The sequence below is a fragment of the Mesorhizobium sp. M0698 genome (genome assembly GCF_040320455.1).
Lineage (GTDB): Bacteria > Pseudomonadota > Alphaproteobacteria > Rhizobiales > Rhizobiaceae > Mesorhizobium.
Window position 1 is genome coordinate 515,106 of record NZ_JAMYPQ010000003.1, and the last position, 14,511, is coordinate 529,616.

The 14,511-nt window shown below is 63.3% G+C and carries 15 protein-coding genes; 4 read left to right on the forward strand and 11 right to left on the reverse strand.

Annotation, left to right across the window (positions count from 1 at the left end):
- Genes NKI16_RS10100 through NKI16_RS10110 form a run of 3 tightly spaced genes read left to right on the forward strand, consistent with a single transcriptional unit; the run spans nucleotide 1 to nucleotide 2,625 of the window.
- On the forward strand, nucleotides 1-918 hold the full coding sequence (locus NKI16_RS10100; RefSeq protein WP_023676823.1) for an ABC transporter permease subunit: 918 nt from the start codon (nucleotides 1-3) through the stop codon (nucleotides 916-918).
- Nucleotides 919-922: 4 nt separating this feature from the next.
- Entirely contained in the window at nucleotides 923-1,798 is an 876-nt protein-coding gene (locus tag NKI16_RS10105; protein WP_023676824.1) for an ABC transporter ATP-binding protein, read from the forward strand.
- Nucleotides 1,795-2,625, forward strand: a complete 831-nt coding sequence (locus NKI16_RS10110; RefSeq protein WP_023676825.1) for a dipeptide ABC transporter ATP-binding protein — start codon at nucleotides 1,795-1,797, stop codon at nucleotides 2,623-2,625. Before NKI16_RS10105 ends, NKI16_RS10110 begins: the two co-directional genes overlap by 4 nt.
- Before the next feature lie 22 nt (nucleotides 2,626-2,647).
- Here the strand turns inward: NKI16_RS10110 and NKI16_RS10115 are convergent, their stop codons facing one another.
- Nucleotides 2,648-3,568 (reverse strand): LysR family transcriptional regulator, encoded by a 921-nt coding sequence (locus tag NKI16_RS10115; RefSeq protein WP_352570260.1) that lies wholly within the window; start codon nucleotides 3,566-3,568, stop codon nucleotides 2,648-2,650.
- 93 nt (nucleotides 3,569-3,661) lie between these two features.
- Here NKI16_RS10115 and NKI16_RS10120 point away from each other — a divergent pair, with 93 nt between their 5' ends.
- Complete coding sequence (locus NKI16_RS10120) at nucleotides 3,662-4,534, forward strand: NAD(P)H-dependent oxidoreductase (RefSeq protein WP_352570262.1); 873 nt, start codon at nucleotides 3,662-3,664, stop codon at nucleotides 4,532-4,534.
- Here NKI16_RS10120 and NKI16_RS10125 read toward each other — a convergent pair.
- The 10 genes from NKI16_RS10125 to NKI16_RS10170 all read right to left on the reverse strand — a co-directional run bounded on the left by NKI16_RS10125 (nucleotide 4,465) and on the right by NKI16_RS10170 (nucleotide 14,463).
- Complete coding sequence (locus tag NKI16_RS10125) at nucleotides 4,465-5,757, reverse strand: cysteine desulfurase-like protein (protein ID WP_023676828.1); 1,293 nt, start codon at nucleotides 5,755-5,757, stop codon at nucleotides 4,465-4,467. The two genes, NKI16_RS10120 and NKI16_RS10125, sit on opposite strands and share 70 nt — an antisense overlap.
- A gap of 30 nt (nucleotides 5,758-5,787) precedes the next feature.
- Nucleotides 5,788-6,462, reverse strand: a complete 675-nt coding sequence (locus tag NKI16_RS10130; RefSeq protein WP_292656040.1) for an amino acid ABC transporter permease — start codon at nucleotides 6,460-6,462, stop codon at nucleotides 5,788-5,790.
- A 109-nt stretch (nucleotides 6,463-6,571) separates the two neighbouring features.
- Nucleotides 6,572-7,363 (reverse strand): ABC transporter substrate-binding protein, encoded by a 792-nt coding sequence (locus tag NKI16_RS10135; protein WP_352922627.1) that lies wholly within the window; start codon nucleotides 7,361-7,363, stop codon nucleotides 6,572-6,574.
- A 178-nt stretch (nucleotides 7,364-7,541) separates the two neighbouring features.
- Nucleotides 7,542-7,937 carry a RidA family protein gene (locus tag NKI16_RS10140; protein WP_352922630.1) on the reverse strand — a complete coding sequence of 132 codons (396 nt, stop codon included), beginning with the start codon at nucleotides 7,935-7,937 and terminating at the stop codon, nucleotides 7,542-7,544.
- Between the two features lie 72 nt (nucleotides 7,938-8,009).
- Nucleotides 8,010-9,158, reverse strand: coding sequence for an acyl-CoA dehydrogenase family protein (locus NKI16_RS10145; RefSeq protein ID WP_352922633.1), 1,149 nt, complete (start codon nucleotides 9,156-9,158; stop codon nucleotides 8,010-8,012).
- A gap of 224 nt (nucleotides 9,159-9,382) precedes the next feature.
- The gene (locus NKI16_RS10150; RefSeq protein ID WP_352922636.1) at nucleotides 9,383-10,195 is read right to left on the reverse strand and encodes an enoyl-CoA hydratase family protein; all 813 of its coding nucleotides are present in this window, start codon (nucleotides 10,193-10,195) and stop codon (nucleotides 9,383-9,385) included.
- Entirely contained in the window at nucleotides 10,192-10,662 is a 471-nt protein-coding gene (locus NKI16_RS10155; protein ID WP_352922639.1) for a MarR family winged helix-turn-helix transcriptional regulator, read from the reverse strand. Before NKI16_RS10155 ends, NKI16_RS10150 begins: the two co-directional genes overlap by 4 nt.
- Entirely contained in the window at nucleotides 10,656-11,429 is a 774-nt protein-coding gene (locus tag NKI16_RS10160; protein WP_023676835.1) for an SDR family NAD(P)-dependent oxidoreductase, read from the reverse strand. Before NKI16_RS10160 ends, NKI16_RS10155 begins: the two co-directional genes overlap by 7 nt.
- Nucleotides 11,426-13,720, reverse strand: a complete 2,295-nt coding sequence (locus NKI16_RS10165) for a bifunctional salicylyl-CoA 5-hydroxylase/oxidoreductase (RefSeq protein ID WP_352922642.1) — start codon at nucleotides 13,718-13,720, stop codon at nucleotides 11,426-11,428. The genes NKI16_RS10160 and NKI16_RS10165 overlap by 4 nt, the downstream gene beginning before the upstream one ends.
- A 143-nt stretch (nucleotides 13,721-13,863) precedes the next feature.
- A complete protein-coding gene (locus NKI16_RS10170; protein ID WP_352623230.1) occupies nucleotides 13,864-14,463 on the reverse strand; it encodes a VOC family protein in 600 nt (199 codons plus the stop codon).
- Nucleotides 14,464-14,511 lie beyond the last annotated feature (48 nt).

Consider the following 14,511-nt stretch of genomic DNA (forward strand, 5'->3'; position numbering starts at 1 on the left):
ATGACCGACGAATCCGCCGCCGAAGCTACCGCCGCCTCCATCCCGACAGGCGGCAGGCAACGGGCTTTCGCCGAGTTCTGGCACTACTTCTCGATGAACACCGGCGCGGTCATCGGCCTTGTCGTGTTTTCGGCGCTGGTGCTGGTGGCGATCTTTGCGCCGTTCGTCGCCCCACATTCGCCCGACGAGCAGTTTCGCGATGCGCTGCTGGCACCCCCTGCCTGGCAGGAAGGCGGCAAATCGATGTTCCTGCTCGGCACCGACGCGGTCGGCCGCGACATGCTTTCACGGTTGATCTTCGGGGCGCGTTTCTCGCTGTTCATCGGCCTGGTGGTCGTTGTCTTCTCGCTCACCAGCGGCATCGTGCTTGGCGTGCTCGCCGGCTATTTCCGCGGCTGGGTCGACACGCTGATCATGCGCATCATGGATATCATCCTGGCCTTCCCGTCGCTGCTTCTGGCGCTGGTGCTGGTGGCGATCCTTGGCCCCGGCCTTTTCAATGCCATGCTGGCGATCGCGCTGGTGCTGCAGCCGCATTTTGCGCGCCTCACCCGCGCCGCCGTGATGGCCGAAAAGAACCGCGAATATGTCATCTCCGCCAAGGTGGCTGGTGCCGGTCATCTTCGCTTGATGGTGAGGACGATCCTGCCGAACTGCCTGGCACCGCTGATCGTGCAGGCGACGTTGTCCTTCTCCAACGCTATTCTCGAGGCTGCGGCGCTCGGCTTCCTCGGTGTCGGTGCGCAGCCGCCGACGCCGGAATGGGGCACGATGCTCGCCTCGGCGCGCGAGTTCATCCTGCGCGCGCCTTGGGTGGTGACCTTCCCCGGCCTTGCTATTCTGATCACTGTGCTTGCCATCAATCTGATCGGCGATGGCTTGCGCGATGCTTTCGATCCCAAGCTGAAGAGGTCATAATCCAATGCCTCTTCTCGAGATCAAGAACCTGACCGTTTCCTTCGACACCGCCGCTGGACCATTCATGGCGGTACAAGGCATCGACCTGTCGGTCGAACCGCGCGAGGTGCTGGCGATCGTCGGCGAATCCGGTTCGGGCAAGTCGGTGGCGATGCTGGCGGTGATGGGGCTTTTGCCCAACACCGCGACGGTGAGGGCCGACCGCATGGCCTTCGACGGCATCGACCTGCTCAAGCTCGGCCCATCCGAGCGGCGCAAGATCGTCGGCAAGGACATTTCGATGATCTTCCAGGAGCCGGTCGCCAGCCTCAACCCGTGCTTCACCGTCGGCTTCCAGATCGAGGAGGTGCTGCGCTTCCATATGGGCATGGACCGCGCCCAGCGCCGGGCGCGTGCCATCGAATTGATGAAGTTGGTCGGCATCGCCGACCCCGAGGAACGGCTGGGCTCCTTCCCGCACCAGATGTCGGGTGGTCAGTGTCAGCGCGTCATGATCGCCATCGCCATCGCCTGCAATCCCAAGCTTTTGATCGCCGACGAGCCAACCACGGCGCTCGACGTCACCATCCAGAAGCAGATCCTCGATCTGCTGGTCGGCCTGCAGGCCAAATATGGCATGGGCCTGATCATGATCACCCACAATATGGGGGTGGTTGCCGAGACCGCCGACCGTGTCATCGTCCAGTACAAGGGCCGCAAGATGGAAGAGGCCGACGTGCTGTCGCTGTTCGAGTCCCCCAAGAGCAACTACACGCGCGCGCTCCTGTCGGCACTGCCCGAAAACGCCGTCGGCGACCGGTTGCCTACTGTTTCCGACATGCTGTTTGAGCCGGCCCCATCTGTAGTCGCAGCCCGGTCCGCAGGAGGAACCGCCTCATGAGCGTGACCGTAGTCGAAGGCAAGAACATCGTGCGCGACTATCATGTCGGTGGCGGGCTTTTCCGCCCCTCCCGTACGGTTCATGCGGTCAAGGGTGTTTCGTTCAGCGTCGACAAGGGCAAGACGCTGGCCATCGTCGGCGAGAGCGGCTGCGGCAAGTCAACACTCGCCCGCATCATCACCCTGATCGACCCGGCGACCTCCGGCGAGCTTTTCATCGACGGCAAGAAGGTAGACATCGGCAGGAACGGCCTGTCGAAGGAAATGCGCCGCAAGGTCCAGATCGTCTTCCAGAACCCTTATGGTTCGCTCAATCCACGCCAGAAGATCGGCGACGTGCTTGGCGAGCCGCTGCTCATCAATACCGACAGCACGGCCGACGAGCGGCGCGATCTTGCCATGAAGATGCTAAAGAAGGTCGGTCTCGGCCCCGAGCACTTTAATCGCTACCCGCATATGTTTTCGGGCGGCCAGCGCCAGCGGATCGCCATCGCCCGCGCGCTGATGCTCAACCCCAGCCTTCTGGTGCTGGACGAGCCGGTCTCGGCACTTGATCTTTCGGTGCAGGCGCAGGTGCTGAACCTGCTCGCCGACCTGCAGGACGAGTTTCAGCTAACCTATGTTTTCATCAGCCACGACCTGTCGGTGGTGCGCTACATCGCCGACGACGTGATGGTAATGTACTTCGGCGAAGCGGTCGAATACGGCTCGCGCGACGAGGTCTTCGCCGACCCCAAGCACAGCTACACCAGGACGCTGTTCGCGGCGACGCCGCGTGCCGACGTTGCCAGCATCAAGGCACGGTTGGCCAAGAAGAAGGCCGCCTGATCCGGCGAGGTTTGCCGGCCGGCTACCGCTTCTCGATCCCCGGAATGCCGGAGATCTGCTCGGCGAGAAAGTCGACCAGCAGCCGCACCCGGGCAATGCCCGCACGCTCCGGAACGATTAGCATGCTCAGCGGGACGGGAGGCGGAAAATAGCCCGGCAGGACCACTTCCAGCCGGTCGGCCGCCAGAAGATCATCGACAAGCCAGTGGTGGGCGGGTGCGATGCCGCGTCCGGCGACAAGGGCTTCGCGCGCAGCAAGCCCATGGTCGACCAGAAATCTGCCGCCAAAGGGCACCGCAAAGGTCTCGTCGCCCGGCCCCTGCAAGGTGAGCGTGTCGCTTCCCGCGATGTTCGACATCCGGATGCCTTCATGGCCAGGCAGATCCTGCGGGACAGCCGGTCTGCCCCGCGCCGCCAGATAGGCCGGCGCCGCCACCAGCAGACGCCGGGATTGCCCGAGCGCCCGCAGTTTCATTGAGCTGTCGGTGAGCGGGCCGAGGCGAAGCGCGATGTCGACGCCCTCCCGCACAAGGTTGATGCGCTCGTCGGTAAGGCTGAGATCGATGCCGATGTAGGGATAGCGGTCCTGAAAGGCGAAGATCAGCCGGCTGACATGTAAGACCCCGAGCGCCGCCGTGCAGGATATCCGGATCGTGCCGGCTGACGCGCCGCGCGTGCCCCGCGCCTCATCGCCGGCCTGCTCGACGAGGCGCAGGATCTGGACGCTGTCGGCATAGTAACGGCTGCCTTCATCGGTCATCGTGACGCGCCGGGTGGTCCTGCTGAGCAAGGGCACTCCGACGGCCTCCTCGAGTTCTCGCAAATGCCGTGTGACCGTCGACTGCCCAACTCCGAGCTCGCGCGCCACCGCCGAGAGGCTGCCGCGCTCGGCGACGCGAACGAAGGTGCGCATGCGCTCAAGGGTGACGTCCGATCTATCCATTATTCGGCATTATCTTATACATTTCCTACATATAGTGGATCAGCCCACAGCTGGCTACCTTTGGTGTCTATCGTCCTTCTTCGGAGTAGACCCATGAAAGTCCTGCTTGTTTTTGCTCATCCTGAACCGCGTTCGCTCAACGGCGCACTGCGTGACGTCGCCATCGGGGAACTTGAGGCCCAAGGCCATGAGGTGCGGGTGTCTGACCTCTACGCCGATGGCTGGAAAGCCGAGGTAGACCGTGCCGACTTTCCGTCGTGGCCGCCTGAAGCACGCTTCCTGCCGGCCGGCGCCTCCAAAAAAGCTTTTGCGAGCGGCACTCTGACCGAAGACGTCAAAGTGGAGATCGACAAGCTGCTATGGGCCGATACCCTGATCCTCCAGTTCCCGCTGTGGTGGTACGCCATGCCGGCGATCCTCAAGGGCTGGGTCGATCGCGTGTACGCCTACGGCTTCGCCTATGGCGTTGGCGAGCACAGCGACAAGCGGTGGGGTGATCGCTTTGGTGAGGGAACGCTCGCCGGCAAGCGCGCAATGCTGATCGTGACCACCGGCGGCTGGGAGGAGCATTATTCCGCCCGCGGCGTCAACGGCCCGATCGACGACCTGCTGTTCCCGATCAATCACGGGATTCTATACTATCCGGGCTACGACGTGCTTCCGCCGTTCGTGGTTTACAGGGTGGACCGTTTCGGGGAGGCGGATTTCGAGCCTGTCGCGGAGCGACTGCGCGAAAGGATGCGAACGCTCGAGACAATCCGGCCCATTCGTTATCGGCAGCAGAATGGCGGCGATTACTTGATCCCAAGCATGCAATTGCGCCCCGGCTTGGAGAACCCGGGTGCGACCGCCTTTGCGCTTCACGAGGATCGCGCCGGCGCCGCCGCCCAGTCCGATCAGGACAGCCGGGCGATGATGGTGCGCAGCGCCTCGCCGAAGCGCCGGACTTCCTCGATCGTATTGTAATGCACCAGCGAGGCGCGCACGGCGCCGCTGTCCATGCTGAGGTTGAGCCGCTTCATCAGACGCGGCGCATACATGTGGCCGTCGCGAATGCCGATCTGCATCTCGGCCATTTCCTCGACGATCCTCTGCGGCGACAGCGTGCCGACATTGAAGCAGAAGGTCGGCACGCGCTCGCTGAGGCGTGCCTCTTCGGCCACGCCGTAGATCGTCGCGCCGCAATCTTTGAGCACCGCCAGCATTTCGCGCGCCAGCACCTGTTCGTAGTCGCGGATGGCATTCATGCCGGCGACGATGTTGTCGCGGCGCGACCGGTTATTCTCTGACAAGAAATTGCGGCCGATCGATTCGAGGTAGCGCACCGCGGCATCCATGCCGGAGACGTTCTCGTAAATGAAGGTACCGGCCTCGATCTTGTAGGGCGGCTCGTCGGGGATGAAATCTTCGCGGAAGGTCGGCAGGCGCTTCAGAGTTTCGAAGCGGCCCCACAGGAAGCCCATATGCGGCGAGAAATTCTTGTAGCCGGAGCAGACCAGATAGTCGCAATCCCAGGCCTGCACATCGATCAACCCGTGCGGCCCAAAATGCACGCAGTCGAGGAACACTTCGGCGCCTGCCGCATGCGCAATCCCAGCCACGGAGGCAACGTCGACAATCGAGCCGATCGAATGCGCCGTTACCGTGCAGGCGACGAGCCGGGTGTGCTCTGAGACCAGCGGGCGCAAATCGTCGACATGCAGATTGCCGTCCTCGCGCATCCGCCACCATTTGAACTTGGCGCCGGCGGGCGCCAGCGCCAGCCACGTCGCGATATTGGCATCGTGATCCATGTCGGTGATGACGATCTCGTCACGCTCCCCGTTTGGGCGCTCGGAAAGCATCTGGCCGATGCCGAGGCTGACCAGGCGGATGAACGAAGTGGCGTTCATGCCGAAACAGATCTCCGCCGGGTCGGTGGCGTTGATCAGCAAGGCCACGCTTTCGCGAGCGCCGGCGACGGCTTGGTCGACGGTGACGCTGCGGCCATAGCGGCCGCCGCGCTGCACATTATGCGCGACCAAATGGTTGGTGACCGCATCGAGCACGCTTTGCGGGATCTGCGCGCCGGCGGCATTGTCCATGAAGACGAAGTCCCCGGCTTGCTGCAAGGCGGGAAACATGGCGCGGATCGTCTCGACCGGGAAAGCTGCGGCATCGCCGGTTTTCGAAATCTGATGCTGGTTCAAGGTCGTCTCCTGCGAGGTGCGCTGACAGATTCAGCGGGTCTTTTCGGTTTGAAAGCGGCGTTCAAGGAGGCTGACGAGACGGACCATCGGCCAGAGAAAGATGAGATAGACCAGCGCCGCGCCGATCAGCGGTGAAGGATTGGCATAGAGCGATTGCGCGTTGGTCGCTTCCTTCAGCAGTTCGGGCAGCGCCACGGTGGAAGCGAGCGAAGTATCCTTGAACATCGAAACGCAATTGCTGGTCATTGGCGGAATGACGACGCGGATCGCCTGCGGCAGCACTACCTTGCGCAAGGTCAGCAAGAACGGCAGGCCGAGCGCCTGCGCCGCCTCGAACTGGCCGCGCGGAATGCTCTCTATACCGGAGCGGAACACCTCGGCCGAATAGGCCGCCATGATGATGGCGAAGGCCATCACCGCGGACGTCCACGATGACAGGCGAATACCGAGGAACGGCAGCGCATAGTAGATCAGGATCAGCACGACCAGCACCGGCATCGCCCGGAAAATGTCAATGTAGCCGACAGCCAGCAGCCGAAGCGGCTTTGGCGCATAGAGCCGCACCAGGCTGATGGCGAGGCCGACGGGAATACCGATGCCGATGCTCATGATTCCGAGCAGCAGGGTGTTCAGGAAACCGCGCAGCAGCGCCGGCAGGCTGGAGACCATGACGTCGGCGTTGAAGAAGGTGTCCAGCAGCGACATCGCAGCATTTCCGAAACGTTTGGCGTCCCGCGACGCTCGAGCCCGAGCCCGAAATCCGACATCGTGCCGGCATCGAAAGCCGGCACGACATTTAAGCGCGAACTGCCGCTCAGGCCTTCGGCATAGGCATTTCCTTGACGGTCGAGGAATCGGCAGGTGCGTCGCTGCCGAACCACTTCTTGTGGATCGCGGCCAGCGTGCCGTCCTTCTTCATCGCGGTCAGCGCGTCGTTCAGCTTGCCGAGCAGCGGGTGGTCCTTGGTCATCATCAGACCGTACTGCTCGCCGGTCTTGATGCGATCTTTTACGGCGAGATCCTTCATCCTGGTGAAAGAATATTCCAGGCCCGGAATATCGCTGACCGCCGCATCGACGCGGCCGGAGCTGAGATCGAGCAGCAAATTCTGCTGCGTGTCGTAGCCCTTGACGTCACTGAACCCGTCCGCTTCCTGGTGGGCCTTGACCCAGGCTTCGCCGGTCGAGCCGGACAGCACGCCGACGATCTTGCCCTTGAGGTCGGCCTCGACCTTGATCGGGCTGTCGGCCTTCGCGGCGATGCCCATGTCGGAATCATAGTAGGGCTGCGTGAACGACTGAGACTTCAGCCGCTCCGGCGTGATGGTGATCGACGAGATGGCGACGTCGATGCGCTTCGAGGTGGTGGCGGCGAACAGCGCCTGGAAACCGAGATCGGCGATATCAGTGGTCATGCCGATACGCTTTGCCGCCTCATTGATGATGTCGACTTCGAAACCCTCGAACGTGCCGCTCTCGTTCTTGTATTCAAAAGGCGGATTGGTCGGATAGGCGCCGACATTCAGCGTGCCTTCGGCGTAGGCCGGGCCGCCGGCGATGCCGATGGCAGCAGCAAGAAGCAGCAGGTTGCGTCGGGTGAAGTTCATTTTCGTTCCCTCTGGTTGTGATCGGACGGGTTTGGCCCCGCACGGTTTTGATGCGCCAAGTAACGGGACTGCCGGAAAGCCCTCCCGGCACGGCAGTCGCAAGACATTGGATGCTATCCAAAGTACCGCGCTTTTCAAGGCGAAAGTTTTAAGCTTAAAAAATTGCCACGTGTTGCCGTCACTCCGGAATAACCGCCGTGGCCTGGATCTCAACCTTGGCGCGATCCTCGACCAGCGCCATCACCTGCATGGCGGCCATCGCCGGAAAATGCCGCCCGATCACCTCGCGATAGACCTCTCCGATCCCCTTGCGATTGGCCAAATATTCCGCCTTATCGGTAAAGTACCAGGTCATCGAGGTGATATGTTCCGGCTTGGCGTCGGCCTCGGCGAGCACAGCAACAATATTGGCCAGCGTCTGCCGCACCTGGCCGACAAGATCATCGGTCTCGAAGCGGCCCTGTCCGTTCCAGCCGACCTGCCCGCCGACGAAGACAAGCTGCCCACGCGCGGCGACGCCATTGGCGTAGCCGACGGGTTTCGCCCAGCCTTCCGGCTGCAGGATGGTGTGCATGTCAAAACCTCCCAATGCTCAAATCCGGTCGCTCAAAACTCGAAGACAATAATTTTCACGCAAACTCCTGTCTCAGGCCGCTCCCATCACTTGCCGTGCAATCACCACCTTCTGCACGTCGGACGCTCCCTCGTAGATGCGCAGCGCCCGGATCTCGCGATACAGGCTTTCGACGATATGGCCCTTGCGGACGCCGTCGCCGCCATGCAGCTGCACAGCCTTGTCGATCACCTCCTGCGCTTTGTCGGTAGCGAACAGCTTGGCCATGGCGGCTTCGCGGGTAACCCGAGCCGCGCCCATGTCCTTGGTCCAGGCGGCACGATAGACCAGCAACGCGGCGGCATCGACATCCAGCGCCATGTCGGCGATGTGGCCCTGCACCATCTGCAGCTCGGCCATCGGCGCACCGAACAGCCTGCGCTCGGCCACTCTTGTGATGCTTTCGTCCAGCGCGCGCCGGGCAAAGCCGAGCGCCGCTGCGCCGACGGTCGAACGGAACACGTCGAGCACGGACATGGCGATGCGAAAACCGTCACCGGGTTTGCCGATCAGCGCCGAGGCTGGAATGCGTGCATTGTCGAAGGACAGCCGGGCGAGCGGGTGCGGCGCGATCACCTCCAGCCGCTCGGCAACGATCAGCCCCTCGGTTTCGGAAGGCACGACAAAGGCGGAAAGCCCCTTGGCGCCGGGCGCTTCGCCGGTGCGGGCAAAGACAGCATAAAAGTCAGCGATACCGCCGTTGGAGATCCAGGTCTTTTCGCCGGACAAGAGATAGCTGTCGCGGTCACGCGTGGCCGTCATTTCCATATTGGCGACGTCCGAGCCCGAGCGCGGCTCCGACAGCGCGAAAGCCGAAATCGCCTTGCCGGCCCGTGTCTTCGCCAGCCAGTGCTGCTGGTCGGGCGTGCCGAACAGGCTGAGTGCGCCGGTGCCGAGCCCTTGCATGGCGAAGGCGAAATCGGCCAGCCCGTCATGCCGGGCCAGCGTTTCGCGCGTGAGGCACAGGGTGCGCACGTCGAGCGGTCCCGGATTGTCCACATCGAACGCCGTTGGCTTCAGCCAGCCGTCTTTGCCAAGCCTCGCCACCAACTCGCGGCAGGCCGCGTCGACATCGTCATGCGCGACCGGCAGGTTCTTGGCGCACCATGCCTCCAGCCGCTCCGCCAGATCGCGGTGGCGATCCTCGAAGAACGGCCAGGAGAGGAAGGAACGGTCAGGCATTGCTGCCTCCACAATTCTCCGGCCCCGGCGCTCCACGACGCGCCCCTCTGTCCTGCTGGACATCTCCCCCTCTAGGGGGGAGATTGGCGGCTTCGCTGCCACGGCTCTCCCTGCGATGTTGGAGATTGGCGAAAGCGGGCCTGATATCCAATCTCCCCCCTTGAGGGGGAGATGGCCGGCAGGCCAGAGGGGGGTGCTGTCCCGCCAGCGTGGAAGCGATCATCTCAATTTCCCTCGAACACCGGCTTCTCCTTAGCCACGAAAGCCGTGTACGCCCGCTCGAAATCGCGGGTCTGCATGCAGATCGCCTGCGCCTGCGCTTCCGCTTCGATCGCCTGGTCGAGACCCATCGACCATTCCTGGTTCAGCTGCGTCTTGGTCATGCCATGGGCGAAGGTCGGGCCGGAAACGATGCGCGCGGCCATGTCGAGCGCGTCGGCCTCAAGCGTTGCGGTATCGACCAGCCGGTTGTAGAAGCCCCAGCGCTCGCCTTCCTCGGCACTCATCGTGCGGCCGGTATAGAGCAGCTCGGCGGCGCGGCCCTGGCCAATGATGCGCGGCAGGATCGCGCAGGCCCCCATGTCGCAGCCGGCAAGGCCGACGCGGGTGAACAGGAATGCTGTCTTGGCCAGGGGCGTGGCGATGCGGATATCGGAGGCCATGGCGATAATCGCGCCGGCGCCGACCGCCACGCCATCGACCGCCGCAATAATCGGCTTGCCGCAATTCAGCATCGCCTTGACGAAATCGCCCGTCATGCGGGTGAAGGCGAGCAGCGCCTTCATGTCCATCTTGACCAGTGGGCCGATGATTTCGTGGACATCGCCGCCCGAGCAGAAATTGCCGCCATTGGGCAGGAACACCACAGCATCGACATCATCGGCGTAGACAAGGTCGCGAAATATGTCGCGCAATTCGGCATAGCTGTCGAAGGTCAGCGGGTTCTTGCGCTCCGGTCGATCGAGCCGGATCTTTGCGATCTTGCCTTCGACCTGCCAGAGGAAATGCTTCGGCTTGCGGCCGGCCAGCTTCGTCATTCCCGTCCCTCCCAATTGCTGCGGAAGGAGGTCAGCATGCCGGTCAGCCGGCGCGCCTCATCCTCGCTCACATTGCCCAGCAACTCGCCGACCCATTTCTCATGCGCGGAGGCGATCACGGCGAAAATCTTCGATCCCTCTTCCGTCAGCCGCACCATCGAGGTGCGGCGGTCGCCATTGCGTCGGGCCCGCATCACCAACCCTTCCGAGACCAGCCGGTCGATGATGCCGGTGACATTGCCGTTGGACACCAGCAGGAAGCGCGAAAGATCGCTCATCAGCATGCCCTCCGGCGCGCGGTAGAGCGCGGCCATCACGTCGAAGCGTGGCAGCGTTGTGTTGAACTCTTGCCGCAGTCGTTCGCGCAGCTCGGCCTCGATGGTGCGCGAGGCGCGCAGCAGGCGTATCCACAGCCGCAGGCGGTCCTTGCCGGGTCCGGAAGGGGCGGGCAGGGGACCGGCTACCATGTCTCACCTCCGGAGATCGAAATCGTCTGCCCGGTAATCGACCGGGCGGCGTCGCCACACAGATAAAGTACCGCGGCCGCAATTTCTTCCGGCTGGATGAAGCGGCCTTGCGGGTTGGTCGCGGCTAGGCTTGTCCGTGCCTGCTCGGACGAGCGGCCGGTCGTTTGGACGATGCGCTGGACGGTGCTCTCCAGCATCTCGGTTTCGACAAACCCTGGGCACACGGCATTCACTGTTATGCCGGACTTGGCGGTCTCGACGGCGAGTGCCCGCATCAGGCCGACGACGCCATGCTTGGCGGCAACGTAAGCTGCGACATAGGGATAGCCTTTCAGTCCGGCGGTGGAAGCGACGAAGATGATACGGCCAGTCTTGCGCACTGCCATGCCGGCCAACGCCGGCTTCACCGTCAGGAACGTACCGGTCAAGTTGACGTCGAGCGTGCGCTGCCAGTCTGCCAGCGAGGTCCGCTGCGCCGGGGCACTGCCGGACATGCCGGCATTGGCAACGACGATGTCGAACGCTCCGCGTGCCGCTTCCGCGGCCTCGTAGAGCGACGCCATCGACGTCTCGTCGGTGACGTCGGCGGCAATGGCGAAGATGGACTTGTTCTCCGCGGCGACCTCGGCAAGCGGCTCCACGCGCCGGCCGCAGATGGTCACGTCAACGCCCGCGCCGGCCAGCGCCAGCGCGATCGCGCGGCCGACGCCGGAGCCGCCGCCGGTGACCAGCGCATGACGCCCCGAAATCGTCGCCGCGGCACTCATACTTTCAACCCCGCTGCCGCTTCGCGTTCGGCCAGCCGGTAGAGCTGGTCGCGGCCGGGCAGATAGGGATCCGGCCATTTGACGCCGCGATCGCCAAGCATGACGGCCGCGTGCAGCGTCCAATACGGATCGGCAAGATGCGGCCTAGCCAGTGCGACGAGATCGGCGCGGCCCGCCATCAGGATCGAGTTGACGTGGTCCGGCTCATAGATATTGCCGACCGCCATCGTCGCCATGCCGACCTCGTTGCGGATGCGATCGGAAAACGGCGTCTGGAACATGCGGCCATAGACCGGTCTTGCCACGGCCGAAGTCTGGCCGGCCGATACGTCGCAGATGTCTACGCCGGCCTCATGCAGCAGCCGCGCGATCTCTACGGCATCGGCCGGCGTCACGCCTTCGATGCCCAGCCAGTCATTGGCGGAGATGCGCATCGAGATCGGCTTCTCGGCCGGCCACGCGGCGCGCACCGCATGAAAGATTTCCAAGGGGTAGCGCATGCGGTTTTCCAGCGAGCCGCCATAGGAGTCGGTGCGCCGGTTGGTCAAGGGCGTGATGAAGGAGGACAGGAGATAGCCGTGCGCGGCGTGGATTTCGAGCATGTCGAAGTCGCAGCGCGCCGCCATCTCGGCCGAAGCGACAAACTGGTCGCGCACCATATCCATGTCGGCGCGGTCCATCGCCTTAGGCACCTGGTTTTCCCGCGACCACGGCACGGAAGACGCTGCCATGACGGGCCAATTGCCTAAGGGCAGCGGCACGTCGGTTCCCTGCCAGCCGAGCCTGGTCGACCCCTTGGCACCGGAATGGCCGATCTGGGCGCAGATCTTGGCCTCGGTTTCGGCATGGACGAACTCGACCAGCCGCTTCCAGGCGACCTCATGCTCGGGCGCATAGAAACCGGGGCAGCCAGGCGTGATGCGGCCCTCCGCGCTGACGCAGGTCATCTCGATGTAGAGGAGACCGGCGCCGCCCTTGGCCCGTTCGGCGTAATGGGCGAAATGCCAATCGGTCGGACAGCCGTCGACCGCTTTGTACTGCGCCATCGGCGAGACGACGACGCGGTTCTGCAGCGCCATGCCGCGCAGCCGGAACGGCGCGAACATCGGCGCGCGACGCAGATTGTTGCCCCCGGCGCCGGCCTGGCGCTGGAACCACTCCTCGGCGCCGGCCAGCCATTCGGCATCGCGCAGCCGCAAATTCTCGTGACTGATGCGTTGCGAACGCGTCAGCAGCGAATAGTTGAACTGCACCGGATCGAGGCCAAGATAGCGCTCGACCTCCTCGAACCATTCGAGCGAATTGCGCGCCGCCGACTGCAGCTTCAGCACTTCGGTGCGGCGGGCGTCCTCATATTTGCTAAAGGCGGCCTCGAGGTCTGGCTCGGACTCGAGATAGTCGGCCAGCGCCACCGCGCTTTCCAGCGCCAGCTTGGTGCCGGAACCGATCGAGAAATGCGCGCTCGCCGCCGCGTCGCCCATCAGCGCCAGGTTCTTGTAGGACCAGCGTTCGCACAAGACGCGCGGGAAATTGATCCACGCCGAGCCGCGGATATGATTGGCGTTGGTCATCAGCGCGTGGCCGCCGAGATGACGGGCAAAGATGCGCTCGCAGACGGCAATCGATTCCTGCTGCGACATCGCGCCGAAGCCGAAGCGCTGCCAGGTCTGCTCGCTGCATTCGACGATGAAGGTCGCGGTATCGCTGTCGAACTGGTAGGCATGCGCCCACACCCAGCCATGCTCGGTCTTTTCGAAGATGAAGGTGAAGGCGTCGTCGAATTTCTGGTGGGTGCCGAGCCAGACGAACTTGCATCTACGAATGTCGATATCGGGCTTGAACACGTCGACGAAGGCGCTCCGCGCTTTCGAGTTCAACCCGTCGGCGGCGACAACCAGGTCGTGCGTCTCCATATATGGCTTGGGATCGGCGATGTCGGTTTCGAAGACCAGCTTGACGCCGAGTTCGCGCGCGCGCCGCTGCAGCAACGTGAGCAGCCGCTTGCGGCCAATGCCGCAAAAGCCGTGACCGGTCGAGACCGTGCGCACGCCGTCATGGATGACGGCGATATCGTCCCAATAGGCGAAATGCTTGCGGATCCAGACGGCGCTGACCGGGTCGTTTTTGGTCAGATTCTCCAGCGTTTCGGCCGACAGCACGACGCCCCAGCCAAACGTATCATCGGCACGGTTGCGCTCGAACACCGTGACCTCATGCGCGGCATCCCTGAGCTTCAGCGAGATTGCAAAGTAGAGCCCGGCTGGTCCGCCGCCGAGAACCGCAACTTTCATCGTGCGATCTCCTCTTCGCTTCTGTTTGTCGAGTTTACGCCTGAGACGGATTAATTCAAGCTTGAAGTTTCAGGATTGAAACAATCCGCCCCAGAAACCCAGCTTGCCGGCAGTCGGCTTGCGCAGGCCAGGGACGCCCCGGGCTATTTTTCCGGGTTCTTCGGGCTCCACAGCACCGTCTCCGCATCTTTTTCATAGGCCATGCCATTGGGATAGCTGATCGCTTCCAACTGCAAGCCCCAGGGCGCCTGGAAGTAGAGGATGGTCTGGCCGGCGGCCGGGCCTTCGGTAACCGGCAGCGGTCCCATCCGCGTCTTGACGCCCTTGCCGTCAAGATAGGCTTTTGCGGCGGCGATGTCGTCGACATAGAAGGCGATATGGAAGCCGCCTATGTCGCTGTTGCGAGGCGTCAGGTCCTTCTGGTCCGGCGCGGTGTATTTGAACAGCTCGATGTTCGACCCGTGTCCGCAGCGGACCAGGGTGATCTCCTCAATCACCGCCTTGGGATCGACGCCCAGCAGATCCTGCATGAATGTGCCCTTGTCGTCGGCGAACGGGCCGAACGACATCGCCTTCTTGCAGCCAACCACCTCGGTGAAGAAATCGACCGCCTGCTCCATGTCGGGGACGGTGACGCCGGTGTGGTCGTGGCCTCGCATGCCGGGTATCGAATCAGCCGAGGCTGCTCCCATCGAGCCGACCAGAGCGGCCGCAAGCATCGTGTTTCTGATTGCGTATTTCATTCCAGTTCTCCTCCGTTTCGCGAGCTGACTTGTCGGCGCACGTCCGAG